The 25503-nt window shown below is 70.3% G+C and carries 19 protein-coding genes and 1 pseudogene; 13 read left to right on the top strand and 7 right to left on the bottom strand.

Annotation, left to right across the window (positions count from 1 at the left end; translation table 11 throughout):
• Positions 1-27: 27 nt before the first annotated feature.
• From ABT127_RS19120 to ABT127_RS19110, 3 genes are read right to left on the bottom strand one after another with little or no spacing between them, the layout of a single operon-like run.
• A complete protein-coding gene (locus ABT127_RS19120) occupies positions 28-894 on the bottom strand; it encodes a carbohydrate ABC transporter permease (RefSeq protein WP_351451099.1) in 867 nt (288 codons plus the stop codon).
• Complete coding sequence (locus tag ABT127_RS19115) at positions 891-1835, bottom strand: carbohydrate ABC transporter permease (protein ID WP_351451096.1); 945 nt, start codon at positions 1833-1835, stop codon at positions 891-893. The genes ABT127_RS19120 and ABT127_RS19115 overlap by 4 nt, the downstream gene beginning before the upstream one ends.
• Before the next feature lie 13 nt (positions 1836-1848).
• Entirely contained in the window at positions 1849-3189 is a 1341-nt protein-coding gene (locus tag ABT127_RS19110; RefSeq protein WP_351451093.1) for an ABC transporter substrate-binding protein, read from the bottom strand.
• A 142-nt stretch (positions 3190-3331) separates the two neighbouring features.
• Between ABT127_RS19110 and ABT127_RS19105 the strand changes: the two genes are divergently transcribed.
• The 6 genes and pseudogenes from ABT127_RS19105 (at position 3332) to ABT127_RS19080 (ending at position 10254) form a co-directional block, all read left to right on the top strand.
• Positions 3332-5215, top strand: coding sequence for a glucosidase family protein (locus ABT127_RS19105; RefSeq protein ID WP_351451091.1), 1884 nt, complete (start codon positions 3332-3334; stop codon positions 5213-5215).
• Positions 5212-6945 carry an amylo-alpha-1,6-glucosidase gene (locus ABT127_RS19100; protein ID WP_351451088.1) on the top strand — a complete coding sequence of 578 codons (1734 nt, stop codon included), beginning with the start codon at positions 5212-5214 and terminating at the stop codon, positions 6943-6945. Before ABT127_RS19105 ends, ABT127_RS19100 begins: the two co-directional genes overlap by 4 nt.
• Positions 6942-7898: pseudogene (locus ABT127_RS19095) on the top strand (glycoside hydrolase family 35 protein); the annotation flags it as partial. The gene ABT127_RS19100 and the pseudogene ABT127_RS19095, both read left to right, overlap by 4 nt.
• 120 nt (positions 7899-8018) lie before the next feature.
• The gene (locus ABT127_RS19090; protein ID WP_351451231.1) at positions 8019-8699 is read left to right on the top strand and encodes a glycoside hydrolase family 35 protein; all 681 of its coding nucleotides are present in this window, start codon (positions 8019-8021) and stop codon (positions 8697-8699) included.
• Positions 8700-8991: 292 nt separating this feature from the next.
• Positions 8992-9570 carry a hypothetical protein gene (locus ABT127_RS19085; protein WP_351451085.1) on the top strand — a complete coding sequence of 193 codons (579 nt, stop codon included), beginning with the start codon at positions 8992-8994 and terminating at the stop codon, positions 9568-9570.
• 270 nt (positions 9571-9840) lie between these two features.
• Positions 9841-10254: an RICIN domain-containing protein gene (locus ABT127_RS19080; protein WP_351451229.1), complete on the top strand. Its 414-nt coding sequence runs from the start codon at positions 9841-9843 to the stop codon at positions 10252-10254.
• A 122-nt stretch (positions 10255-10376) separates the two neighbouring features.
• On the opposite strand, the gene ABT127_RS19075 is transcribed toward ABT127_RS19080, so the two are convergent.
• The 3 genes from ABT127_RS19075 to ABT127_RS19065 form a co-directional block, all read right to left on the bottom strand.
• The gene (locus ABT127_RS19075) at positions 10377-11399 is read right to left on the bottom strand and encodes a PucR family transcriptional regulator (protein WP_351451082.1); all 1023 of its coding nucleotides are present in this window, start codon (positions 11397-11399) and stop codon (positions 10377-10379) included.
• A gap of 209 nt (positions 11400-11608) precedes the next feature.
• Entirely contained in the window at positions 11609-12412 is an 804-nt protein-coding gene (locus tag ABT127_RS19070; protein WP_351451080.1) for an IclR family transcriptional regulator, read from the bottom strand.
• Positions 12413-12471: 59 nt separating this feature from the next.
• Positions 12472-14100, bottom strand: coding sequence for a bifunctional 3-(3-hydroxy-phenyl)propionate/3-hydroxycinnamic acid hydroxylase (locus tag ABT127_RS19065; RefSeq protein ID WP_351451077.1), 1629 nt, complete (start codon positions 14098-14100; stop codon positions 12472-12474).
• Positions 14101-14210: 110 nt separating this feature from the next.
• On the opposite strand from ABT127_RS19065, the gene ABT127_RS19060 reads away from it, so the two are divergent.
• From ABT127_RS19060 to ABT127_RS19030, 7 genes are all read left to right on the top strand, one after another.
• Entirely contained in the window at positions 14211-15170 is a 960-nt protein-coding gene (locus ABT127_RS19060) for an amidohydrolase family protein (protein WP_351451074.1), read from the top strand.
• Positions 15171-15235: 65 nt separating this feature from the next.
• A complete protein-coding gene (locus ABT127_RS19055) occupies positions 15236-16696 on the top strand; it encodes an aldehyde dehydrogenase family protein (RefSeq protein ID WP_351451071.1) in 1461 nt (486 codons plus the stop codon).
• A 227-nt stretch (positions 16697-16923) separates the two neighbouring features.
• On the top strand, positions 16924-17829 hold the full coding sequence (locus ABT127_RS19050) for an alpha/beta hydrolase (RefSeq protein ID WP_351451068.1): 906 nt from the start codon (positions 16924-16926) through the stop codon (positions 17827-17829).
• Positions 17829-19466: an FAD-dependent monooxygenase gene (locus ABT127_RS19045; RefSeq protein ID WP_351451065.1), complete on the top strand. Its 1638-nt coding sequence runs from the start codon at positions 17829-17831 to the stop codon at positions 19464-19466. Before ABT127_RS19050 ends, ABT127_RS19045 begins: the two co-directional genes overlap by 1 nt.
• 112 nt (positions 19467-19578) lie before the next feature.
• A complete protein-coding gene (locus ABT127_RS19040; RefSeq protein WP_351451062.1) occupies positions 19579-20676 on the top strand; it encodes an amidohydrolase family protein in 1098 nt (365 codons plus the stop codon).
• 85 nt (positions 20677-20761) lie between these two features.
• Positions 20762-21436 carry a GntR family transcriptional regulator gene (locus ABT127_RS19035; protein ID WP_351451059.1) on the top strand — a complete coding sequence of 225 codons (675 nt, stop codon included), beginning with the start codon at positions 20762-20764 and terminating at the stop codon, positions 21434-21436.
• 243 nt (positions 21437-21679) lie between these two features.
• Positions 21680-22870 (top strand): amidohydrolase family protein, encoded by a 1191-nt coding sequence (locus ABT127_RS19030; protein ID WP_351451056.1) that lies wholly within the window; start codon positions 21680-21682, stop codon positions 22868-22870.
• Positions 22871-22922: 52 nt separating this feature from the next.
• On the opposite strand, the gene ABT127_RS19025 is transcribed toward ABT127_RS19030, so the two are convergent.
• Positions 22923-25250 (bottom strand): thiamine pyrophosphate-binding protein, encoded by a 2328-nt coding sequence (locus ABT127_RS19025; RefSeq protein ID WP_351451053.1) that lies wholly within the window; start codon positions 25248-25250, stop codon positions 22923-22925.
• Between the last annotated feature and the right edge of the window lie 253 nt (positions 25251-25503).

Below are 25503 nucleotides of genomic sequence, written 5' to 3'. Positions count from 1 at the left end.
GCGTGCCGAGCGCCGAGTGTCCGGGGGTCATTGTTTCACCGAGCCGGCGAGCAGCCCGGCGACGAAGTACCGCTGCAGGAACAGGAACAGCACCAGGACCGGCAGGACCGAGATCAGGGTACCGGTGAGCAACTGTCCGTAGTCGGTGGACTGGACGCCGTGCAGGGTGGCCAGCGAGACGGGCAGCGTGTAGGCCTCCGGGGTGCGCTGGACGATGAGGGGATAGACGAAGTCGTTCCACTGGGCGAGGAACAGGAAGATGGAGAGTGCGGCGAGAGCCGGACGCATGGTGGGCAGGACGATCTGGAGGAACGTGCGCAGCTCGCCGGCGCCGTCCATGCGCGCCGCCTGGATCAGTTCGTCGGGTACGGAGTGCATGGACTGCCGCATGAGGAAGATCCCGAACGGCAGCGCCAGGTTCGGCAGGATCAGCCCCTGGTAGGAGTTGAGCCAGCCGAGTTCGACCATCATCTTGAACAGCGGTACGAGCGTCACCTGGCCGGGCAGCGCCAGCGACGCGATGATCACGGTGAACAGGATGTTGCGGCCGCGGAAGGTGAACTTCGCGAAGGCGTAGCCGGCCGCGCTGCACACCACCAGTCCGAGGCCCGTGTAGACGAGGGACACGACGACGGAGTTGCGCAGCGCTGAGCCGAACTGCAGCGACGTGAACAAGCCGCTGAAGTTCTCCCAGAAGTGGCTGCCCGGCAGGAGCGCGGGCGGCGAGGAGAAGATCTCGCTCGTGGAGTGCGTCGTCGCCACGACGAGCCAGGCGAACGGCGCGAGCATCAGGACGGCGCCGAGGCCGATGAAGGTGGTGAGTACGGCGCTCAGGGACCGTGGCGAGTCGGTCGCGGCGCGCCGTCGTGGTGCTGTGAGCTGTGTGGCGGTCACTGAGCGCGCCTCCTCAGGACGAGCGACTGGATGACGGAGATGGCGGTGACGATGATGGCGAGCACGTAGCCGAGCGCGGACGCGTAGCCGAAGTCGAAGTTCTTGAAGGCGGTGTTGTAGAGATACATGCCGACGGTGAGCGTCGCGTTGTCCGGGCCGCCGTTGGTCAGGACGTACGGCTCGTCGAACAGTTGCAGGGTCCCGATGGTCGACAGGACGACCGTGAGCAGGATCGTCGGCCGCAGCCCGGGGATGGTCACGTGCCAGAACTGCTGGCGCCGGGTGGCGCCGTCGACCTGGGCCGCCTCGTACAACTCGCCCGGGATCGCTTGGAGTTGGGCGAGGTACATGACGGCGCTCTGCCCGGTGTAGTGCCACGTCATCGCCATGATGATCGAGGCTTTGGCCCAGAACGGGTCGGTGAGCCAGGGGATCCGCGGCAGGCCGACCGAGGTGAGGAGGTAGTTGATGAAGCCGTTCTGGTAGTTGAGGAGCGCGGAGAAGAGGATCCCGTACGCGACCAGGCCCATGACGATCGGGACGAAGTAGGCCACGCGGAAGAACGAACGCCACTTGAGCAGTTTGGAGTTGAGCGCGACGGCCAGCAGGATCGCGAGGCCGAGCATGAGCGGTACCTGGATGACGAGGATCTCGAGGGTGTTGCGCAGGGCGGTCCAGAACAGTGGGTCGCCGAAGATCCGCCGGTAGTTCGTGCCCCCGACGAAGGTGATGACGCCGCCGACGTTCTGCGTGAAGCTGAGGTAGAGGGCGTACAGGACCGGATAGACCTTGAAGCCGACGAACAGCACGATCACGGGTGCCAGGAACGCGTACGGCGTCGCGCGGGTACGGAGCTTCGAGCGCCCGCCCGGCTTGCGAGGCGGAACCCGGACGGTGGCGGGCGGCAGGGGCGCGGGGCCGGATTTCAGAATGTTCGACATGGTGGTTCGCCCGTCAGTCCTTTCCGATCTTCCGGCCGGTCTGCTGGGAGAGCAGCTTCGCGGCGCTGTCGAGAGCCCTCTTCGGGTCGGCACCCTTCACGAGCACCTGGGTCTGCGCGTCGTCGTAGGCCTTGAGTGCCCTCGGGAAGTCCCGGGTGTAGTAGTCGGGCGGGGTCTTCTGGCTGAGGGCCTTGACGACGATCCGGTTCGTGTCGATCCCGAAGTAGGGGTTCGACTCCTTGAACTCGGCGGTGTTCCACATGGGGCGGTAGCTCGGGAAGAGCCCGGCGGCGCGGGTCAGCGCCTGCTGGCCGGAGAGCGTCGCCATGCTGAACCGCACGTACTCGTAGGCGAGCTTCTGCTTCTCGCTCGACTTCGCGACCGTGAGATAGGTGGCGCCCGCCGACGACGCGGTGAAGCCGCCGGGGTGCATGGCGGGAGACATGCGGACGCCCCATTTCCCCTTCATCTCGGGGGCCGTGGTCGGGAAGCTGCCGACCATCCACGAGGCGCCGGGCATGATCGCGACGGGCGACTGCCCCTTCATCTGCGACGTGGTGCCCTGGCTCTGCGGGATGTCCGTGACGAGCCCCGCGTCGTTGGCCCGCTTCAGGAAGGTCAGCGCGGAGACGCTGCCGCGGTCGGTCAGTGAGATGTCACCGCCCTTGTCGAAGAAGAACGTGCCCTCCAGGCGGGCCAGCATCTCGAAGAGGTTCGCCGCGTCGGCCTGCGACGCCGCCTTGTCGAGGGCGAAGAGATCGGCGCCGGTCGCCTTCTTGATCTTTACTCCGGCGTCGAGCATCTGGTCCCATGTGCGGATGGAGCCGATGCCGACGCCCGCCTTACGGAACAGGTCCTTGCGGTAGTACACGAGGTTCGTGTTCACCTCGAACGGGATGCCGTACTGCTCGCCCTCGGCGTTCTGGCCGCCCTTCCACAGACCGCTGGGGAAGTCCTTCGCGAGAGCGCCCGCCCCCTTGTCGCTGAGGTTCGCGAAGCTGTCGGGGAAGGTCTCCAGGTAGTTGCTGACGTAGTCGCCGCCGATATCCATGACGTCCGGGAGGCCGAAGCCGCCGGCCGCCATCCCGGACGTGATCTTGTCCCAGATCGCCGGGTTCCCGACGTCCTGGACCTTGACGGTGATCCCGGGGTGAGCCTTCTCGAACAGTTTGGCGGTGGCCTTCATGCCGGTGGCCGGCGCTCCCCAGGCCCAGGCGGTGAGGGTGTGCGGACCTGACTCGTCGGACGGCGCCATCGAGCAGCCGCTGAGCGCACCGGCCAGGAGCGTCCCCACCGCGGCGAGTGTGCCGGCCCTGGCGCCCCAGCGGTGACGCCGCAACGCGGTCGTGGCCATCGATCCTCCTTGATCGAGAAACGGCAGACGGGGTGATGGGCGCCATCATGACTCCGCTTACCGCAGCCTTGCAAGATCCAGTTGCAAGTTTGCATACTGCTTTTCGAAGTCACGTGCCGTCGAACAGGAAGCCACGACACCGATGTCACCCCTCGCCCCCGCCAGCGCACCCCCCACCGACGGGACCGCCACCCGTGTCGACGAACACACCTGGTCGGTGGCGGCGACGCCCGGCCCGTGCCCCGGAATCCGATTCGACGCGCCCAGCGGCCCCACCGTGCTCCTCGACCTGCACGGCGACGAGCGGCACCTCCTTCCGGACGACGGCACCGCGCCCGTCGAGCTCAGCGGATCCGGCGCCTGCTGGCTCCTGCCCGCAGACCCGCGCTCGACCGAACCCGCCTGGCACATCGTCGGCGCCGGCACCATCGAACTGAGCTGCGACAGCCGGCACCGCACCGTCACGGTCCACTCCGACACGGCGACCGTCACCGCCCACCACGCCCGCCCGCACGCCGACGTCGACGGCGGGGCGTTCACTTTGGACCTGCCCGGGGCGGAGCCGCTGGCCGACGCCCTCGCGGGTTTCTACTGGGGCACCGTGCTGCCCTGTGTCGTCGAGAGGACCACGGCGGCCGGCTACCCGGACGCGAGCGGATACGTGATCAGTACGCTGGCCGACAAGTACGTGGGCACGTACCCGGATGTCGACCACGAGTTCCAGATCAAGGGCCGCATGGCGTGGGGAAGCGGCACCGACCTCGACGTCGTCCGGCGGATGATCGACCTGCAACTGCGCATGATGCGCGAGGACCCGCAGCAGATGTGGCGCGACCCCTGCGCCGTGCAGCCGGACGGCGACCGCGAGTACCACGTGCGCCGCAACAGTGCCGACGGTACCGAGAACGCCGTCATGTTCCTCGTCACCGGCAACGTCGAGGTCCTGGAGTCCGCCTGGCTCTACTTCGCCCGCACCAAGGACATCGGCTGGCTGCGCGAGCGCATCGGCGACCTGGAGGGCGCCGCGTCCTGCGTCGTGGACTCCATGGACCCGCTCGGGCGCCTGTGGTCGGACGTGTACTACGAGGACCAGGTCATCAAGGACGGACGGGAGACGATGGCCGCCTCCCTCGCCGCCCACTCCTTCCGCCTCCTGGCCGACCTCGAGGACCTGCTCGGCCGCGACGAGCGGGCGCGCTCCTACCGAGACCTCGCAGCGCGCCTCGCCGCCAGCCTGCGCACGCCCCTGCCGACGGGCTACTGGGACGAGAAGGAGCAGCGCTTCACCGACTGGGTCGACAGGTCCGGGCGGGTGCACGACCATGTCCACCTGCTCGCCAACGTGCTCCCGGCGATGTTCGGGCACGCCGACGCCGCACAGACCGAGCACGTCCTCGCGCTCGTGGACCGCGAACTCGACGAGTTCCAGCGCTTCCCGACGTTCCTCGCCGCCCGCGTGCAGGATTACACCGACGCCGAGATCGGCGACGGCGGCCCCTACGACCTGTGCGCCGCGGGCCGCTACTGGTGCTGGGACGCCGCGTTCTGGTCATGGCGCGGCCACGGGCCGATGCTCCGCCAGCAGCTCGACACCGTCGCCGCGCAGGGCGCCCGCGACGACTACGTCATGGGCGAGCGCTACGACATGGACCACGTGTACTACGTGGACGGATCCGACTGGCACGGCGCCGCCCACTACTACGAATACCCGTGTGTGTACGCGTGGGTGCTCTTCGCCGAGTACCTGGGGGTGCGGGCCACGCTCACCGCCGACCTGCGCATCGCCCCCCGGGTCTCCGGCACCGGCTCCGTGACGCTCGGCCAGCGGGCCTACCAACTCACCTACCGCATCGACGAAGACGGTTTCGAGCTCGTGAACGACGCCGACCACGCGCGGTCCTTCGAGATCGACCTGTCGGCGCTCGGCGCCGCCGCGGGCACGCGCGCGGTCGAGCTCGCGCCGGGCGAGTCGGTCCGGATCGCGATCCCGGGCCCGGCGGCCGACGCCGAGGAGGTCCCCGCATGAGCACCGCCACCGCACTCCGGGTCGACCTCGCCGTCACCCCGTTCAGCCGTCGCGGCTCCTACTTCGCCGTCTCGCACACCGTCGACCAGCAGGAACCGGGCTTCTACCTGCGCACCGTCCGCGGCGACGCCCGCCACCGCGAGATCGTCCGGCTGCTGCTCGACGACGCATCCGACGCCCGGTCCCTGACCACGGCGGGCCGACTCACCCTCAGCCGCGGTGCCACCCGCGCCGCCGTGGTCCTCGACGGACCGGACCGCGCCCTCATCCAGGTCGAGGGCGGATCGCTCACCCTCGACTTCCGCGCCACCTCCCAGTACGACTCCGTGCTCCAGGAGAACGAGGACACCTGGCGCTTCGTCGACAGCGGTGCGAACCGCAACTACCGCATCCGCGTCCTCGGCGGCACCGCCCGCCTCGACGCCCGCTGGGACGGAACCCGCAACACCGAGGCCCGGCTGCGCACCGACGCGGGGAACGGCGTCGCGACGATCGTCCTCGACGAGTACGGCAGCGCCGTACCCACCCGGCCCCTCGACAGCCCGGACGCCGTCGCCGTCGCCGCCCAGTGCGACTTCGACGCGTGGTGCCGCACCCACGGCGGCGACGCCTGCAACGACGCGGCCCTCGCCGACGGCGTCCGGCTCGCCGCGTTCGTCACCTGGGCCGCCCTGGTGCCGGCCGGCGGCCTGCTGCGCCGCGAGTCGATGCTCATGTCCAAGAACTGGATGACGAACATCTGGAGCTGGGACCACTGCTTCAACGCGATGGCGCTGTGGCGGGACCCGCGCGCGGCCGCCGATCAACTCTTCGCTGTCTTCGACCACCAGGACGAGCACGGCTGCCTGCCCGACTACGTCAACGACGCGGGAATCCAGCGGAACTTCGTGAAACCGCCCATCCACGGCTGGGCCGTCGACCACCTCATGGACCGCGACGGCCTGGACGACGCCACGGTCGCGGCGCTGTACGAGCCGCTGCGCCGGTGGACCGAGTGGTGGTTCGAGCACCGCGTGTACGGCGACGACGGGATCCCGTCCTACAACCACGGCAACGACTCGGGCTGGGACAACGCGACCACGTTCGGCGCCGGCGTGCCCGTGCAGAGCCCCGACCTGCTCGCCTTCCTCGCGCTCCAGATGCGCACCCTCGCCCGGATCGCCGCACGCACCCGCCGCGACGACGAGAGCACTGCGTGGCGGCGGCGGGCCGAGCACACCGTGCGGACGATGTGCGAGCGTTTCTGGTCCGGCGACCGGTTCGTCGCCCGCCACACTCTCACCGGTCAGGTCATCGCGTCCGACAGCCTGCTCACCCTCATACCCCTCGTACTGGGAGACCTCCTCCCGGGCCAGGTGCGCGAGGCGACCGTGCGCCGCCTCCTCGACGGCGGCTATCTGACCCCCTACGGACCCGCCACCGAACCGGTCGACAGTCCCTTCTACGAGGCGGACGGCTACTGGCGCGGACCCATCTGGGCCCCGTCGACCATGCTCCTCGTCGACGGTCTGCGCCGAGCGGGCGAGGCGGACGCCGCCGACGACATCGCCGCCCGCTTCACGCGGGCCTGCACCGCGGCGGGCATGGCCGAGAACTTCGACGCCTTGACCGGCGCCGGGCTGCGCGACCGCAGCATGACCTGGACCGCGTCCGTGTACCTCACGCTGGTCTCCGCGCGCACCGGACGTCCGAACCCCACCACCGACCGACTCAAGGAGCACGCGTCATGAGCCGCTTCGAGATCGACGACCGTAACTTCCTGCTCGACGGCGAGCCGTTCCGCGTCCTGTCCGGCGCCCTGCACTACTTCCGCGTGCACCCCGACCACTGGCACGACCGCATCCGCAAGGCGCGGCTCATGGGCCTCAACACCATTGAGACGTACGTGCCGTGGGGTCTGCACGCGCCGGAACCCGATGCCTGGATCAGCGGTGGGAACCTCGACCTCGACCGGTTCCTCGCGACGGTCGCCGACGAGGGCATGCACGCCATCGTGCGTCCCGGCCCCTACATCTGCGCCGAGTTCACCAACGGCGGCCTGCCCACTTGGCTGTTCACCGACCCCAGCGTCGGCGTGCGCCGGGGCGAACCGCGCTTCATGCGGGCCATCGAGACCTACCTCGACCGCGTCCTGCGCACGGTCGTACCGCGACAGATCGACGCGGGCGGCCCGGTGATCCTCGTACAGGTCGAGAACGAGTACGGCGCCTAAGGCGACGACGCACAGTACCTGGACGCCCTGACGGCAATGGTGCGCGACGCCGGAGTCACCGTCCCGCTCACCACGGTCGACCAGCCGCAGCCGCACATGCTGGAGAACGGTTCGCGGCCCGGCCTGCTGCGGACCGCCTCGTTCGGCTCACGCTCCCTGGAACGCCTGCGCACCCTGCGCGAGCACCAGCCGACGGGGCCGCTCATGTCGTCCGAGTACTGGGACGGCTGGTTCGACTCCTGGGGCATGTACCACCACACGACGTCGGCCGAGGAGTCCGCCGCCGACCTGGCAGACCTGCTCGGTCTCGGCGCCTCGGTCAACCTCTACATGTTCCACGGCGGCACCAACTTCGGCCTGACCAACGGCGCGAACGACCGAGGCGTCTACCAGCCCATCGCCACGACCTACGACTACGACGCGCCGCTCGACGAGGCGGGCCGCCCCACCGCGAAGTACTGGGCCTACCGCGAAGTCCTCGGCGAATACACGAAGTTGCCGGACGAAGTACCGACGGAAGCCGTACCCGCCCCGACCGGCGAGGTCCGGCTCACCCCCGTCGCCCGCTTCCCCGAGGCCGCATTCGCCGCCATGCCGGTGACGGCCTCGACCACCGTGCCGACCTTCACCGAGCTCCGCAGCGACGCCGCCTATCTCCTGCACAGGACCTGGCTCGAACGAACCGACTCGTCCGTACTCACGGTCGGCGAGGTCAGGGACCGCGTGCACGTCGTCGTCGACGGTAACTGCGTCGGCGTGCTCCAGCGCGAGGACCGGGCCACCGCACTCACCCTGCCGCCCATCGAGCGGGAACTGCTTCTCGCGGTCGAGGACCAGGGCCGCGTGAACTACGGCCCCCGTCTGGGCGAGGACAAGGGCGTCATCGGCCCCGTCCTCATCGACGACGCGCCGGTGACCGGCTGGGAGAGCGTCGCGCTGGGCGCGGACGACGTGCTCGCTCTCGCTCGCCCCGGCGCGTCCGACGTGGCCCGGTCGATCCCGTCACTGAGCCTCGCGTCCGGCACGTTCGACGTCGAGGACGCACGCGACCGGTTCCTCGACACCACCGCTCTCGGCAAGGGAGTCGCCTGGATCAACGGATTCTGTCTCGGCCGCTATTGGTCGCGCGGGCCCCAGCGCACCCTGTACGTACCGGGTCCGGTACTGCGTCCTGGCGAGGAGAACACCCTCGTGGTCCTCGAACTCGACACGGCACCCGCCGCCGTCGCGCGCTTCGTCGCGGACCTCGACCTCGGTCCCGTAGAGGACTGACCGGTCGTCGCGGATGTCGGGTCGATCGTCGCGCCGCAGTTCCCCGGGGGGGGCAGGCAGCAACCTGGCGGAGCGGGAGATCGCCCAGGAACTGGGCGTGGAACGGCAGACCCCTGCCGTGGCGGGAGCCCTTGTCGCAGCACTGGATCAGAGGGGCTTACTGGTGGTTTCAGAATGAGCTGTGATGGCTCGGGCCGGAGTGCGCCATCCACGGGGTCGCGCCACCGCCGAACACAGGTGCACTGTTCGCCCTGGCGGTGACATGTCAAAGGCACTCGCTATCGTCCAGGCCGTGACCCCAAGTGATCGTCTGCTCAACCTGATCCAGACCACCCCGGAGATCGATCTGCTGCTGCGGTCATCGTTCGGCTTCGACATTCATCGGAAGCGCTATGGCAATGGATTGAGACTTGCCTCAGGACCGCTGGAGGTGATCGCCGGGGAGTCCGCCGGCGGAGCGTACTTCCTGTGCGCAGAGCAGAACGGTCGCCGGCCGGTGGTGTTCGCCAGTTCCGAAGGGAAAGGCGGGCTGCTTGCCGAAGATCTGGCGGACGCCCTGGAGATCATCATCGGCCTTGAATGGCGGTACTGCCTCACATTTTCGGGCGGTGGCGATGTGGAGATCATGCAGATCACCGCTCAGCACCTTGAACGGTCCCGTGACGAGTACAACCCGGACATCGACAGCGAAGCTGTCCAGGTGGCCGCAGCCCTTTCTCTGCGGATCCTGCCTGTCACCGACCTGGTCATCCGGCTCCGGGAAGCCGCCTCGAAGACCGAACCGGACTACGTCGTGACCGACGACGACGGGCAGGAGTTCGACCTACCCTTCGGCGAGCACGTGGAGCCTCGCCACGGCGGCTGGCACTGAGCCCGAGTGCCCGCTGGCGCCAGTCGCATCGACGCGTCGGGCAGACTCTCCGACGTGTCTGCTGGACCGCGTCGTAGGTGTACGAGTGCCGGTACGGCGACACTCCTCCCACGCCGTCGGCGGTCGGGGACGATGCGCAGGTGGTCCGGCCCTGGGCCCACGCTTCGGTCAGGCGGCGCAGGTGGTCGTAGCTGAAGCACTGGGCGTCGGTACCTCGCGTGTGGCCAGCCACCGGCAGCGGCCGGCCACACGCGACGCACCACGTCGAACATCAGCCCTTGTAGGCGACGGCCGCGAACCCACCGTCGGCCGGCACATCCACCTTCAACGTGTCACGGGCCGTCACCTTGCGGCTCTCGCGTACGAGTCCGTCCGGGCCACTGCAACGGCGGAACCAACCAGAAAGGGAAGCTGAACCCCGACGGGGCCATCACCGGCGTCCAGTCGGGCCTGTGCCTCGACGTCACGGGTGGCGACAAGCCCGCGGGGAATGTCAACGGCACCGCGCTGGAGTTGTGGACCTGCAATGGGGGCGCCAACCAGCAGTGGAGCCTGGGCTGGCCCGCTCCGGACGAGGTGTCGGCAACCCGCCATCTCAGCCGCCCCGGTTGGCCGCATTGTTCGGCCAGTCGGGGCAGTCGGGATAGCGGACGTGGTGGTGCCCTACCGAGTCGGATGGTGTGACGTCGGAGGGGGCCAAGCTCAGCTTGATCCTGTCGCGCCTCAGGACGCCCGGGTCTCTCCCGTGCTTCGGTCCAGCAAGATACGCACCTGGGCCCCCTCGGCGGTATGTCGAGGCCCGGCCCTCAAGCCCGTCGCCGATTCGGCAGCCACCACGAGGTCACCAGGTCCTCGGTACGACGCAGATCCAACTCGGTGAGCTGCTGGAATCGGTTCACCCGGTAGCGGACGGTGTTCGGGTGCACCGCAAGTCGTCGGGCGACCTCCCCTACGTCCTGGTCGCATTCGAGGTAGGTCCGCGCGGTCTCCTCGATCTCCGCGCTCGATCGTCCGGCGGTGTCGAGCGCCGTCAGATGACGAGCGGAGAGCCCATCGGCTGTGTGCGCATCGGAGAGCACGAGAGGCCGCGGCCCCAGATCGGCAAGGTGCATCACGCCGGACATGGCGAACCTCCGTGCCGTCTCCAGCGTCAGTACCGCCTCCTCGAACCCGGCGCCCAGTTGGGCGAGCGGTAGCGGCGGGCCTGCCGCCACCAAGTGACCGCCAACGGAGTCCGGCACTTTCGGCACGATGGTGCCGAGGGCCGCTCCTACTTGAGCGAGCAGAAGCCGGTCTGCCGGAACGTGGACCGCCGAGGCGAGAGTACGGCAGGCCGCGCGCCGTTCCGCATCGAAGTGAGCACGTTCCAGAGCCAGTTCATGCTGGATCCGCGCGAAGATGGCGGACGCCTCGTTGGCGAACTCCCAGGTGCTGTCGTGTGCGGCCAACAAGAAGTCGGCGGGCAACGCCACGTCGGCCGCGACCTCGTCCAAGAGGGTGAGCATCGCCCTGGAACCCAGCTTGTAGCCGAGGGCGAGATCGTCGAGCGGAACCCCACGAGCGGTGCGCTCACGCGCGTAGTCCCACAGAGCTTCGCGCAACGCCTCGTCCGGGACACGTAGAGAGGAGAGTTCCGAGACCAGGATGTCCATGAACCGTTGGGCGGAGACACGGATCTCGTGGTCCGTCAGCACCCGATAGCTGGGCAGATGACGGCGGGCGAGCGCCAGGAACCGGTCCGCGAAGTCGTCGCGCATCGCGCGAAGGCGCTCCACGGCGGCGACCACCGCGGTTCGAGTCCGGTCGTCCAGTGCGGCTAGATCCGGCATGCGCCTCAGCAGGGGCCACGATGTCGGGGTCCCGGCCTCCATGGGCCGCAGCCCATGGTCGGGGTCTTGTCCTGGGGAACAAGGCTGCATCGAGAGGATCGTCGGGCCTCCCTTTGCTCGCCCAGGATGTGGCGACCGAACGTCGGCGGAGCCCTCCCCAACCTTGTTCCTGCTACCAGATCAAGCCCTTCAACGGTTGTGAGGGCCTCTCAGGTGGAGTGCCCCAGCATCTCGGACATGGCCCGGGTCGAGTTCAGCAGTTCTGCCGCGAGACGAGGCAGGTCCTGCTCGGTGATACCTCGTGCCGGCATCACCAGAGTCACGACGAGCGGGAATGAGTCACCCGCAGTGAACACCGGGGCTGCCAGGGAGGTGACCCCCGGGATCACGCCTCCGGCAGTGGTGGCGACGCCCTCGCGCCGTACCTCGTCACGGATCCGGGCGACTGTTTCCCGGGTCGCCGCGTCCAGCTGTTCCGTCTGCAACTGCCCGCAGAGCGCCGGCTCGGTGATCTGCTCGGGCAGGTGCGCGAGGAACGCTCCCCCCATCGCCGAGGTCAGCAGCGGCATGGTGGCGCCGACCCGCACGGTGATCGGCAGTGCGTGCGCGCCGTACTCCCAACGCACGACGACCGGCCCGTGATCACCCCACACCGCCAGGTTGACCGCGTGCGTCGTGCGGTCACGCAGTCCGGTCAAGTGCTCACTGACGAGCGCGACTTCGTCCATCCTGCGCAGTGACTCGACGCCGAGCCGTCGCATGGCGGGCCCCATGTCGTATCTGCCGGAGCTGGGAGACTGGGCCACAAGGCCGACCCGGGCGAGGCTGACCAGGTAGCGGTGCGCCTTGCTCGGCTGCATGCCGGCCGCGGCAGCGATCTGCGTCAGGCTCATCGGGCCTCGCCCCTCCTCCAGAGCCAGCAGGACCGTCATCGCCAGTTCCACGGACTGGATGCCTTGGCGGGCGGGGGCTGCCTCGCCCGCCTCTGGTGCGGAGGGATGCTCATTACTCACAGCGGCGATCATAGTGACCGGCTCGGTCCCCCTTTCGGGAGAGCAGAGAGGGTGCGGCCTCAGGCATTCGCTCGGGCCTCGTGCGTCACGGTGTCGCCGCGGACCACGGCCAGCAGTTCACCTGCCAGGGCCGTCACCGCGTCCGAGCCGCTCGCCGTACCGAAGACGTAGAAGTCGGGGCGGACCACGACGGCCGAGCAGTCCAGTTCGGCGAACCAGTCGCGGTAGGTGCCGTGCACGTCGTGGACGATCGCCGCCCGTGGGTGCGCTGCCGCTTGTTCGCTTTGTTCACGCGGGACGACAATGCGCACGCCCGCGTGGTCCAGTGCGTCGAGCAGGCCGGCCCGGTCCAGAGCTGCCAGCGGCTCGTCCGCGACGAGCAGGTGGAAGCCGTCACCGAGGACCTGGTCCAGGCGGTCGCGGCGGGTGCCGTCGTCCACCACGCCCTGCACCGACAGGTGTCCTCGGCCGGCACCCGAGTCCTGTGCGAAGAGGCCGTCCGCGAGGCCCGGCAGGCGGACCGCCTCGGGCGCTCCCGCCTGCGCACGGCGGGCCAGGAGGGCGCGGTCGCGCTCAGCTGCCCGCACCGGGTCGCGCAGGGTCTGCAGGTGGCCGAGCTCGATGCCCTTCTCGGTCACGGCACGCACATGCGGCTCTCGCTCCTGTTGGTAGGTGTCGAGGACGGTGTCCGGCATGCGGCCACGGAGGACCAGGTCCAGCTTGAACGCGAGGTTCTGCGCGTCGCGGAAGCCCGAGCACATGCCCTGCCCGAGGAACGGGGGCATCTGGTGTGCCGCGTCGCCGGCGAGCAGCACCCGGCCGTCGCGCCAGTGGTCCGCGATGAGCGATCTGAACGTGTAGGTGGCGACCCGGACGAGGTCTGCGTCGTGGGGGGTGAGGTAGGGCGCGACCCGTTTCCAGACACGTTCCGGATCGCGTTCGGTGGTGAAGTCGTCCGCGGAGTCGAGCATGAAGCTGAAGCGGTGGTGCTCCGGGCCGAGCGAGATGATCGAGGTCGGGCCCGTCGGATCACCGAGCTGTAGGGCGTGCGGCACATCTGTCGGCCGGCGGAAGCGGAAGTCGCACACCATCCACGGTTCGGAGAAGCCGTAGTCGTGGAGCCCTGCATCGAGGGCGGATCGTACGAAGCTGTTGCCGCCGTCGCAGCCCACGACGTACCGCGCGTTCGTCGTCGCGTGTCCGTCCGGGCCTTCGACGGTGAGCGTGACGTGCTCCTGATGCTGTTCCAGGGCGACGACGGTGTGCGCGTGCCGCACCTCCACCCGGGGGGACGTGCGGCAGACGCCGTCCAGCGCGTTCTCCAGATCCGGCTGGTACATCATGTGCCACTCGGCCCAGCCGCTGCGTCCGGTCGCGGCGAAGTGCTGCTCGATCAGCAGGTCCCCGCGGCCGTTGCGCCACTCGTAGGTGGGCTGCACGCGCACGCGGGGCAGCAGGTCGTTCGCGACGCCGAGGCGCGCGAGGGTGCGCATCGTCTCGTCGTCGAAGCTGGCTGCCCGCGGCAGGTTGTACAGGCCCGCGTACCGCTCGAACACCTGGACACGGTGGCCGGACCGTTCCAGCAGACCGGCCATCACCATGCCCACCGGCCCGTACCCGACCACGGCCACGTCCACCGGTGCCATGTCCCGGCCCGGCTCCGTGACGCCGTCCCCCGCACCTTCCATCGGATGCCTCCATCCGTTCGCACGCTCCAGAGGGTTGACACCCACGGAACGTACGTTTCACCATCCATGAAGTCAATGCATATAAGTGAAACGCGACTGTGGGGGCGGCGATGCGGACCATCGGCCTTGAAGAGCACTTCGTCACACCGGAGTTGGTGGGGTACGGCGCCTCGTCGGCCTCGATCCTTCAGCCGGAGAAGTGGCGCGAGGCGTCGAGGCGCCTGCTCGACCTCACCGGAGAGCGGCTGACGGAGATGGACGCGGCGGGTCTCGACACGCAGGTCCTCTCCCTCAACGCCCCGGGCATCCAGGCCGAACCGGACGCCGCGACGGCCGTGGCCCGGGCCGCGGCGGTGAACGACCTGCTCGCCTCGGTGGTGGCGGAGCACCCCGGCCGGTTCGCCGGGTTCGCCGCGCTGCCGCTGCAGGATCCGCAGGCCGCCGCCAAGGAGTTGGAGCGCGCCGTCTCCCAACTGGGCCTGCGCGGCGTGCTGGTGAACGCGCACACCCAGGGCCGTTATCTCGACGACCCGAGCCTGCGCGTGGTGTGGGAGCGCGCCGAGGGGCTCGACGTACCGCTCTATCTCCATCCCGCCAACGGCGTCGGTATCCCGCACGTCATCGAGGGGCACCCCGAGCTCGTCGGGCCGATGTGGAGCTGGGGCGCGGAGACGGCGACGCACTTCCTGCGCCTGGTCTTCGGCGGCGTCTTCAACGACTTCCCGCGGGCCAAGGTGCTGCTCGGACACATGGGCGAGGGGCTGCCGTACATGCTGTGGCGGCTGGACTCGCGCTGGGACTACCACGACCACCACGGGGTCGAACTCGCCCTGGGCCGCCCCTCGGAGTACGTCCGGCGTCACCTGTACGTCACGACGAGCGGGGTCTGTTCGGCACCGCCGCTGATGTGCGCGGTGCAGGCCCTGGGCGCGGACCACGTCCTCTTCGGTACCGACTATCCCTTCGAGGACATGGCGACGGCCACCGAGTTCCTGCGGACCGCGCCGGTCGGCGAGACCGACCGGGCGAAGATCGCCCACCTCAACGCCGAGCGGCTGCTCGGCCTCTAGTGCCCCTCCTCCGCACGCCACCATCCGCTCCGGGCAGACCCCGGACCGAGCAAGGAGTCGCCGGTATGACCGACGAGAACGCGGTACGGCACTGGATCGACGGCGCATGGGTCGGCTTCGCCCGAACCCGCGAGAGCATCGATCCCGCGACGGGCGAGGTCATCGGGACGTACGCGGACGCCGACGCCGACGTGGGCCGGCGCGCCGTCGACGCGGCCGACCGGGCGTTCCGGGACGGCACCTGGCGCCTGGACCCGATGCTGCGGGCCACCGCACTGAGCCATCTCGCCGACGCCTACGACGCCAGGATGGAAGAGGTGGTCGCGACCCTGTGTCAGGAGAACGGCAAACTCCGGCACGAGGCGGGCTTCGAGGCGCACTTCATTCTTCGCGCGCTGCGTTTCGCGGCGGGACTGGCCGTGCAGCCCCACGGCCGGGTCACCGACACACACCCCGGCCGCATGGCGATGTCGCTCCGCCAGCCCGTAGGCGTCGCGGGGATCGTGGTGCCGTGGAACTCCCCCGCCTACCTGTGCGTCCGCGCCCTCGCTCCCGCGCTCGCCGCCGGCTGTACGGCCGTGGTGAAGATGCCGGGGCAGGCCGCGCGGACCGCGGCGCTCATGAGCGAGATCCTCGCCTCCGTCCCCGAGTTGCCGAGCGGCGTGGTGAACGTCGTGGTCGAGTCCGGGTCCGACGTCGCGCGCCTGCTCGTCGGCTCGCCCCGGGTGCCGGTGATCAGCTTCACCGGCAGCACGGCCACCGGGCGTCTGGTCGCGCAGGGTGCCGCGGCCCGTTTCAAGAGGGTGGGCCTTGAGCTGGGCGGCAAGACACCGCATCTGGTGTTCGCGGACGCCGATGTGGAGGCCGCCCTCGCCACGGCCGTGCAGTCGTGCACCGTGTTCGCGGGGCAGTTCTGCATGACCGGCAGCCGGGTTCTCGTCCAGCGGGAGATCGCGGACGCGTTCACCGACGCGTTGGCGGGCCGTCTGGAGAACGTGCGCCCGGGTCCCGCTTCCGATCCGGACAGCCAGATCGGCCCCCTGATCGACAAGGCGGCCGTCGCCCGGGTCGACGCCGCCGTGGAGGCGGCCGTGGCGGCCGGCGCCAAGCCGATCGTCCGCGGCGGCCCGAGCACCCGCCCCGACCTCGCGGGCGGCGCCTTCTACCACCCGACGCTGCTCGCCGTGTCGGACTCCTCGCTGCCGATCGTCCAGGAGGAGACCTTCGGGCCGGTGCAGACCATCCAGGTCTTCGACACCGAGGAGCAGGCCGTCGCCCTGGCCAACGACACCGAGTACGGCCTCAGCGCCTGCGTCTGGACCAGGGACGCCGACCGGCCGGTGCGCGTCGCCCGACAGCTCGACGCAGGTCTCGTCTCCGTCAACAGCTGGGCGAACCTGACCGTGGAGTTCGAGGAGGGCGGCTACAAGTCCAGCGGCGTGGGCCGCCTCGGGGGACTGGCCTCCGTGGAGGACTTCCTGGAGCACAAGCAGATCACCCAGGACTATCTGCCGCAGCACGGCTGAGAGCCCGCACCTCACTCCCCGATCATCTCGCTCCGCACCTCCCCCGACCCTTGCTGTTATTACATATAACGCCTAGTCTCGCAGCACCCCGCCGCCACCCGCACCCGGCGCGCGGGCCTGCGGATCCGGGGGCCATCGGGCTCCCCCGCGAACTGTGCGTTGTCGTTCTCCGCGCGCCGTCCTCCCGCCGCGCGGCATGCCGGAACACACCTTGGCAGGAGCCACACATGGCCCAGCAGCGCGACCTTCTGACCTTCGAGGTCGACGGACACAAGATCACGGCGCTCACCGCCGGACCCGCCGAGCCCACCGGGAAACCGTTGATCGCCGCACTCCACGGCGGCACGTACACCGCTCACTACTTCGACGTCGGGGGCAGCCCCGAAGGATCCTTCCTCGACACCGCCGCGGCGCACGGGCACCCGGTGATCGCCTTCGACCGTCCCGGCTACGGCGGCAGCACACCGCTCCCCCCGGACGCCAACACCTTCACCCGTCACGCCGAACTGCTCGGTGACGCCGTGGCGCAGGCCGCCACCCGCCTGGCAGCCGACGCCGTGTTCCTGGTGGGCCACTCCATCGGCGGCATGATCGCGCTGATGATCGCGGCCGACGACCCCGGCTTCCCGCTCATCGGAGTCTCCGCGACCGGCATGGGGGCCGTCATCCCGCCGGGCGGGGCAGCCGAGGCGCTCGGCTCCCTCCCGCCGGACGAGACGGTCGATCTGCCGTATGCGGAGCGGGACTCGGTGATGTTCGGCCCCGCGCACACCCACACCCCCGAAGCGGTGGAGCGGGCCCACATGTCGTACGCGCCCGTTCCTGTACGGGAGTTGGTCCAGGCGCCTGCCTGGCCACGTGAGCACCTGCCCGCCGTCGCGCCGAACGTCCGCGTGCCGGTGCACAACGCGCTCGCCGAGTTCGACGCCCTGTGGAGCAGTGGCCCGGAGAACGTGGCCCGATTCGCCGGCCTGTTCACGGCGGCCCCCTTCGTCGACGCGAGTGTCGCCCGCGGCACGGGCCACTGCATCGACCACCACACGCTCGGCCACGCGCTGCACCTGCGGCAGCTCGCGTTCGCCGCGGAGTGCGCGCACTGGGCGGCGACGCGGCGGACCGGGGCCGGCCACTGATGTCAGTCGCCCAACTCCCCCGGTGCACCCGGGTCCTGATCGCCGGCGGCGGCCCCGTCGGACTGGCGGCCGCCGTCGAACTCGGTCGCCGCGGTATCGACTGCGTGGTCGTCGAACCCCGTCCGACGGTGTCCCGGGCGCGCCCCCGCTGCAAGACGCTCAACGTCCGCACGATGGAGCACCTGCGCCGCTGGGGTCTCGCCGACCGGTTGCGGGAGCGCGCGCCGCTGCCCGTCTCCTGGTCCCAGGACGTGGTGTTCTGCACGTCGCTGGCCGGGACGGAGCTGTCCCGCTTCACCGGCGTTCTGGGACTCGTGCCCGACGGCGACCGGTTCCCCGAAGTGGGCCAGCAGGCACCGCAGTACGTGCTGGAGGACGTCCTGCGCGAGGCGGTCCTGGACCTCCCGGCGTGCCGCCTCGTCCTCGGCTCGAAGGTCGCCAGCCTCAGCCAGGTCGCGGACGCGGTGTCCGTGACGGTGGAGGACGACGCCGGGAACCGTTCGGTCGTCACAGCCGACTACGTGCTCGGCTGCGACGGCCCGCGCAGTGTCGTACGGGACGAGATCGGCGCCCGCTACGTCGGCGGCGAGGCCCTGCGGCCGAACTTCGGCATGGTCTTCTCCTGCCCGGGCCTGTGGGACCACGTACGGCACGGGCCGGCCGTGCAGTACTGGATCGTCCACCCGGACGCCCCGGCGCTGGTGGGGCCGCTGGACCAGAAGGACACCTGGTGGGCGATCGCGTTCGGAGTCGACCGGGCGACCGGCGAGCGGGACGCGCCGCGCTTCCTCGACACCGTGGTCGGCCGACCGGTGGAGGCCACCGTGCTGTCGACCGATCCGTGGACGGCCCGCATGCAGATAGTCGACCGGATGCGGCACGGCCGGGTGTTCCTCGCCGGCGACGCCGCACACCTCAATCCGCCCTTCGGCGGCCACGGCCTGAACACCGGCATCGGCGACGCCGTCGACCTCGGCTGGAAACTGGCGGCGGTGCTCGACGGCTGGGGCGGGCCCGGCCTGCTCGACAGCTACGAGATCGAGCGGCGCCCCGTTCAGGAGCGCGTCGTCCGCGACGCGACCGCCAACATGCGGGTGCTGTCGACCGAGTTGCTGGCCGACAACCTGGAGGACCCGGACCTGGCGGGCGCCGAGGCACGCCAGGCCGCGGCCCGACGCATCCAGGAGACCAAGAAGGCGGAGTTCCACTCCCTCGACCTGGTGCTCGGCCTCCGGATCGCCGCCTCACCGGTCCTCCCCCCGGAGCCGGAGCTGACGTACGGGACGCCCGACGACCGTGCGCAGGTGGGCGCCCGCCTGCCGCACACGTTCCTCAAGGACGGCCGCTCCCTGTACGACGTCCTGGCAGACCGACTGACGCTCCTCGTCCTCGACGACACCGCGCTCGAAGCAGCCGATCTGCCTAAGACGGAGGCGGCCTTCACCGTGGTGCACCTGGTCGCCGCGGTACCCGACGGCTTCGCGCAACGACTGGGCGCTCGCTTCGCACTGGTCCGCCCGGACCAGATGGTCGCCTGGTTGGGGGACACACTCGCCGCGGATCTCGCCGAAGTCGTCGACACCGTGCGGGGCCGAGGCGCGCACCGCGCCGAGACCGCGCCTACGCAACGGGGCTGACCTTCCACCCGCCACATGCTCCGCCCCGGCCGCGTCCTGTCCGAGGTACCTGCCTCGCGACCGGGGCGGATCTCCTGCCACTCCCTCCCCCGACTGGAAGGAAGCAATACACATGACCGGACAACCATGGACCAGACGTCAGGTCCTCAACACCGCGGCGGGTACGGCCGCACTGGCCGGCGCAGGCCAGTTGGCCGCACCCGAAGCGGCCCATGCCGACGGCGGGCGGCCCGGAACCGGCGGACCGCTTCGGATCGTCGCGATCGAGGAAGCCGTCATGCTGCCCGGCCTCATCACCCAGGGCACCGCGCTGGGCGGCTCGATCCCTTTCAGGCCCGAGGTCGCCCGCGAGTGGCTGAAGCGGCTGCCGGACATCACCGAGTACCGCCTCGCCGACATGGATGCCAACGGGGTGAGCATGCAGGTGCTGTCCCTCACCCCGCCCGGGGTGCAGATGCAGCCCGACGCGGCCATTGCCGTACGGGACGCGCAGGTCGCCAACGACGCTCTCGCGGAGATCATCGCGGCCCGCCCCACGCGCTTCGGTGGCCTGGCCGCCCTTCCCCTCCAGGACCCCGGGGCGGCCGTACGGGAGGCGAGGCGGGCGATGCGCGACCTCAAGATGGCCGGCTTCTTGGTCAACGGCCACACCAACGGCCACTACCTGGACGAGCCGCAGTTCCGGCCGGTGTGGGCCGAGCTGGAGCAGTTGGGAGCCGCGCTCTACCTGCACCCCACCCCGGCGCCCGCCGGCGACTGGGGTCTGGTGAAGGACCGTCCGGAACTCGTCGGCCCCCTCTACAGCTGGGCGGCCGAGACGGGCGGGCACGCCCTGCGCATTCTCCTCGGCGGTGTCTTCGACGACTTTCCCGGAGCCCGGCTCATCGTGGGGCACATGGGCGAGTTCCTGCCCTTCCACGCGCCCCGGCTCGACGTGCAGATCCAAAACATCACCACGCGCGTCCCGCTCAAGAGGCCGCCCTCCGCGTACTTCGGGGACAACATCTCCGTCACCACGTCCGGAGTCATGGACGACACCATGCTCAAGGCGGCCATCGACGTCGTCGGCATCGACCACGTGCTGTTCGCCATCGACTACCCCTTCGAGAAGAGCGAACAGGCCGTCGCCTTCCTGCGCCGCGCGCCCCTGACACCGGCTCAGCGCAGAAAGATCGCGTCCGGCAACGCGCAGCGGATCCTGAAGCTGTGACGCCTCTTGTCCTGCCCGCAGACGCCGGGGATGGCCTCGCTATAGTTGATATCGACCAATGGGTGGCCGAATCGAGGGACACAGCGTGGCGACACCGCGAGGGACCGTGCAGCCCATCACGTCACGATCGGTCTCCGAGCAGGCCACCGACGAGCTGCGGCGCGCGATCCTGTCGGGCGGACTCGCCCCCGGTGTGGAGTACTCGTTGCGCGAGCTGGCCGGCATGCTCGACATCAGCTTCATCCCCATCCGCGAGGCGCTGCGCAGTCTTGAGAGCGAAGGCCTGGTCATCATGCGGCCCGGCCGCAGCGCGGTCATCGCCCCGCTCGACCTCGACGACCTGCACGGCATCTACCGTCTCCGGCGAGCCCTCGAGCCGGAGATCGCCCGGCGCTCGTGCGCCCTGCTGACGGACCAGGACCTGGACCGGCTGCAGGCGCAGGCCGCCGACTTCGGCGCCCGGGAGCAGGGCATGGCCGACATCTACGACGACCATCACGCCTTCCACCTCGCTCTGTTGGCTCCCGCGGCGACCGCCTGGGACATCCGTGTCCTGACCACGCTGTGGCGGGCCGCGGAACGCTACATCCGCATCGGATTCGGTCGGCTCGATCCCGACCCGACCGAGCACGAGCGGCGCGGCAAGGCCCACGCGGATCTGTTGGCCGCTTTCCGCAGCCGTGACCCCGAGAAGGTCGCCGCGGCAGTCGAGCAGCACCTGGCCCGCAACGAGAAGATCGCTTTCTCCGCCCTGGCCTGACCGACAGGCAGGCAGGCACTCGCGCGCATCCCCGTATCTCCGTATCGCACTCCGCCGGCATGTTGCTGTTATCACATATAGCAGTTATGGTCGGCGCCCGACGCGGCCTGAGGGCCTCCAGCGGCCACCACCGGGCGCCGCATCAGGGGCCCCTTCGAAGCTCGGCCCTCAGTGCTGGCACCGCGTTCGACCCTCCGCACGACCGCTGCACTTTCCGCATCCCACCCGCAGAAAGGCACCACCATGTGCATCCCGCACACGAACCGGCGTGACTTCCTCAAGACGGCCGCGGCGGCCGGAGTCGCCGCCACGGCTCTGCCGACGCTCGTCGCCCCCACCGTCGCCACCGCGCAGGAGCGCACCGCCGACGCACCCCAGAAGGTCGCTCTCACCGGCGTCCGTGTCTTCGACGGGGACCGGCTGACCTCACCGCGGACCGTCGTCATCGACAACGGCCTGATCGGACTGAGCGCCCTCGGGGCGCGCCAGATCGACTGCGCCGGCGCCGTCCTGCTGCCCGGACTGATCGACGCCCACCTGCACCTCCAGGACGTCACCACCCTTCAGCAGCTGTCCGGTTGGGGCGTCACGACCGGCCTGGACATGGCCTGCTTCCCGCCCTCGCTCGTCGCGTCGCTGCGCAGAAGGCCCGGCCTGACGGACATCCGCAGCGCGGGGACTCCCGCGGTCGCGCCCGGCAGCCCGCAGAGCCAGATCCCCGGCTTCCCGGCGAACGCCATCCTGACCGGTCCCGACCAGGCCCTCGCTTTCGTGCGCGCCCGCATCGGCGAGAGCTCGGACTACATCAAGATCATCATCGATGAGCCCGGCCTCTCCCCCGCCACCGTCAAGGCAGTGACGGTGGCGGCGCACTCCCTCGGCAAGCTCGTCATGGCGCACGCGACGTCGACGCTCACCGTGGGCCGCGCGCTCGACGCCGGCGTCGACATGATCCACCACGTTCCGCTCGACAGCCCGCTGTCCGACGCGACGGCGGCGCGGTACGCCGCCACGGGCACGATCGCCGTCCCCACGCTCACGATGATGGAGGGCTTCGCCGCTCTCGGAGTGCCCGGCTGGAGCTACGAGGCCGCGGAGGGCAGTGTCACCGCATTGCGCCGGGCCGGCGTCCGGATCCTCGCCGGCACCGACTCCAACCACACGCCGGGAATCCCCGTGCAGCCGCCTTTCGGCACCAGCCTGCACCACGAGCTGGAACTGCTGGTGCGGGCAGGACTGACAGCCCGTGAGGCACTGCGCGCCACGACCAGCCTGCCTGCCCAGTCCTTCGGACTGCGGGACCGGGGCGCCGTCCGCGTCGGGAGCCGCGCCGACCTGGTACTGATCGACGGCGACCCGCTCGCGGACATCACCGCGACCCGCGCGATCCGACGCGTCTGGGTCGGTGGCACGGCGTACGCGCCCGTCGGTTGAGCCGGAGGCCGTCCGGGGCCGGCGTCGTGCGGCGCCGCCCCCGGACGGCACTTCACTGGGTCAGATCGAGGGCCGCGGTGACGATGCTGTCGGTGTCGATGCCGTGATGGCGGTAGACCTCCTCCAGGGAACCCGACTGACCAAAACGGGTCACCCCCAGCCTGCGGGACGGCACGCGGTGCAGGGTGGCCAGGAAGGCGAGAGTGTGCGGGTGTCCGTCCAGAACGGTGACCAGCGGCGTGGCGCGTTCCGCCGGGAAGACCTGGTCCAGGATCCAGTCGGCCGCCTCGCCGTGCCCGGCCCGTGCGTCCAGGGACCGGTAGAGCAGGCCCGGGCTGGTCACGCACACCACGTCCGCCGGGACGCCGAGGCCCTGGAGGCGGTCCGCCGCGGCCAGCGCCTCGGTCACGAGGGCGCCCATGGCGGCGATGGTCACCTGGGCTCCGGGCCGCCGCACGAGCGGATAGGCACCGGCGACGACCTGGCGACGACGGCGTTCCCGGGCCGCCGGGTCGGTGGGCACCCGCGCCAGGGCCTGGTCCACGGGCCGGGTCGACAGCCGCAGGTACGCGGATCCGCCGTCGGGCCGTCCGAGCCGGGACAGGGCGGCCAGCAGCGTCCACTCGGTGTCGAGAGCGAACGCCGGTTCCCAGGTCGTGCAGCCGGGCTGCTCGATGCCGAGGGACGGCGTGGTGATCGACTGGTGCGCGCCGCCCTCGGGAGCGAGGGTCACTCCCGACGGGGTGCCGACCAGGATCGACTGCCCTCCCGCGTAGATGCCGAACGACCATGGTTCCAGGGCGCGTTGCACGAAGGGGTCGTACAACACCCCGATGGGAAACAGGGGTTGGCCCCACCGATTCCAGGTGGCGCCCAGTTCGCCGAGGAGTCCGACGAGATTGGTCTCCGCGATGCCCAGTTCGATGTGCTGGCCGGTCGGCCGCTCGCGCCAATGCAGGATGGTCTCCGCGTCGTCGGCGAACCAGTCGACGCGCTCGGTGGGCGACCACACGCCGACCTTGTTGACCCATCCGCCGAGATTCGTGGAGGAGCTGACGTCGGGGCTGACGGTGACCACCCGCCGTGCGGCGTCGGGGGCACTGCGGGTCAGGTCGAGCAGCACCCGGCCCAGAGCGGCCTGTGTCGTCGCCACGCCCGTCGGGGTCCGGCCGATGTCCACCGGAATCTCCGGGGGCCGCGCCTCGGGGACGGCGTCCCGGCGCAGCCGCGCACCGGTCTCCGCGCACAGGCGGGCGGCCGCCGAGTCCGGAGCGAAGCCCCGCCAGGGGTCGGCCAGGTCCGTGCCGACCCGGTCGGCGAGCTCTCCCATCTGCTCCTCCGTCAGCAGGGAGGAGTGGTTCTGCGGGTGGCCCTGGGTGGGCAGGCCGTGGCCCTTGACCGTGTACGCGAAGATCACCGTGGGCCGGTCGTCGTCGACCTCGGACAGGGCGCCGTCGAGAGCGGCGAGGTCGTGACCTCCGAGATTGCGGACGGCCGCCATCAGGGTCGCGTCGTCGACGTCCGCAAGCAGGTCGGTGATCGCCTGCGCCCCCGGGCCGGTGCCAGGGAGGCGGTCACGCAGGTCCACGGCGGGACAGCGCAGCAGTCGCTGGTACTCGGGGTTGGGCATGGCGTCGATGCGCTCGCGGAGCTCCTGTCCTCCGGGACGCGTGAACAGTTCCTGCAGCAGGGTGCCGTACTTGAGGGTGAGCACCTGCCAGCCGGCCGCGGCGAACATGCCGTGCAGGCGGCCCGCGGCGATGTTGGGCACCACACGGTCCAAGGACTGTCGGTTGAGGTCCACGATCCAGACGAGTTCGCCGAGTTCGGCCACCTGCGGGTCGACCACCGCCTCCCACACCGCCCCCTCGTCCAGTTCCGCGTCCCCCACCAGTGCGTACTGTCGGCCGATCGAGCCCTCACCGGAGCCGCCGGCCGCGTACCGGCGAGCGAGCGCTCCCCAGATCGTGGCCGTGGCGCCGATACCGACCGATCCGGTGGAGTAGTCGACCGGGTCGGGGTCCTTCGACCGGCTCGGATAGCTCTGCAGGCCCCCGAAGGAGCGGAGCGTGGACAGGTGGGAGGCGTCCAGCTCACCGAGCAGATGGTTGAGGGCGTGCAGCACGGGCGAGGCGTGCGGTTTGACCGAGACCCTGTCCTCGGAGCGCAGGTGACGGAACCACAGGGCCGTCATGATCGACACCATCGAGGCGCAGGACGCCTGGTGCCCGCCCACCTTGAGCCCCGACGGGTTGGGGCGCACGCGGTTGGCGTGGTGGACGATCGCGCTCGACAGCCACAGCACGCGGTTCTCGATCTCGTGCAGCACGCCGAGGGCGGCGTCCGTGGTCCGCCCGGCGGCGGCTGGTGCGGTGGTCATGACGAAACGGTCTCCTCGCGCTCGGCACATCCGGCGTTCGGACGTGCGACCGGCTGTTCATGGGGCGTATCACGACGGCGAGCCGGACGCACCGGCTGCGAGCCGACCGGTGTACCCGGCCGACGTCCGGCGCGCAGCGGGCGGCGGCGCGCGGCCCGGCACGTCCTCAGCCGCGATGCGGATGACGTGCGCTGCGGCCGAGCAGACCACCAGGCCACAACGGCACACAAGAACCCGCGAGGAAGTCACGCAG

The organism is Streptomyces sp. NPDC001904, from assembly GCF_040297005.1.
Lineage (GTDB): Bacteria > Actinomycetota > Actinomycetes > Streptomycetales > Streptomycetaceae > Streptomyces.
The sequence above is the reverse complement of the archived record's forward strand: the minus strand, read 5'-3'. Positions and strand labels throughout refer to the sequence as shown.

What these genes read in the sequence shown, in the direction of transcription:
- ABT127_RS19115 (WP_351451096.1), bottom strand. Translation starts at nt 1,835, where the DNA reads ATGTCGAACATTCTGAAATCCGGCCCCGCGCCCCTGCCGCCCGCCACC.
- ABT127_RS19110 (WP_351451093.1), bottom strand. Translation starts at nt 3,189, where the DNA reads ATGGCCACGACCGCGTTGCGGCGTCACCGCTGGGGCGCCAGGGCCGGC.
- ABT127_RS19105 (WP_351451091.1), top strand. Translation starts at nt 3,332, where the DNA reads ATGTCACCCCTCGCCCCCGCCAGCGCACCCCCCACCGACGGGACCGCC.
- ABT127_RS19100 (WP_351451088.1), top strand. Translation starts at nt 5,212, where the DNA reads ATGAGCACCGCCACCGCACTCCGGGTCGACCTCGCCGTCACCCCGTTC.
- ABT127_RS19090 (WP_351451231.1), top strand. Translation starts at nt 8,019, where the DNA reads ATGCCGGTGACGGCCTCGACCACCGTGCCGACCTTCACCGAGCTCCGC.
- ABT127_RS19075 (WP_351451082.1), bottom strand. Translation starts at nt 11,399, where the DNA reads ATGCCGGATCTAGCCGCACTGGACGACCGGACTCGAACCGCGGTGGTC.
- ABT127_RS19065 (WP_351451077.1), bottom strand. Translation starts at nt 14,100, where the DNA reads ATGGAAGGTGCGGGGGACGGCGTCACGGAGCCGGGCCGGGACATGGCA.
- ABT127_RS19060 (WP_351451074.1), top strand. Translation starts at nt 14,211, where the DNA reads ATGCGGACCATCGGCCTTGAAGAGCACTTCGTCACACCGGAGTTGGTG.
- ABT127_RS19055 (WP_351451071.1), top strand. Translation starts at nt 15,236, where the DNA reads ATGACCGACGAGAACGCGGTACGGCACTGGATCGACGGCGCATGGGTC.
- ABT127_RS19050 (WP_351451068.1), top strand. Translation starts at nt 16,924, where the DNA reads ATGGCCCAGCAGCGCGACCTTCTGACCTTCGAGGTCGACGGACACAAG.
- ABT127_RS19045 (WP_351451065.1), top strand. Translation starts at nt 17,829, where the DNA reads ATGTCAGTCGCCCAACTCCCCCGGTGCACCCGGGTCCTGATCGCCGGC.
- ABT127_RS19040 (WP_351451062.1), top strand. Translation starts at nt 19,579, where the DNA reads ATGACCGGACAACCATGGACCAGACGTCAGGTCCTCAACACCGCGGCG.
- ABT127_RS19030 (WP_351451056.1), top strand. Translation starts at nt 21,680, where the DNA reads ATGTGCATCCCGCACACGAACCGGCGTGACTTCCTCAAGACGGCCGCG.
- ABT127_RS19025 (WP_351451053.1), bottom strand. Translation starts at nt 25,250, where the DNA reads ATGACCACCGCACCAGCCGCCGCCGGGCGGACCACGGACGCCGCCCTC.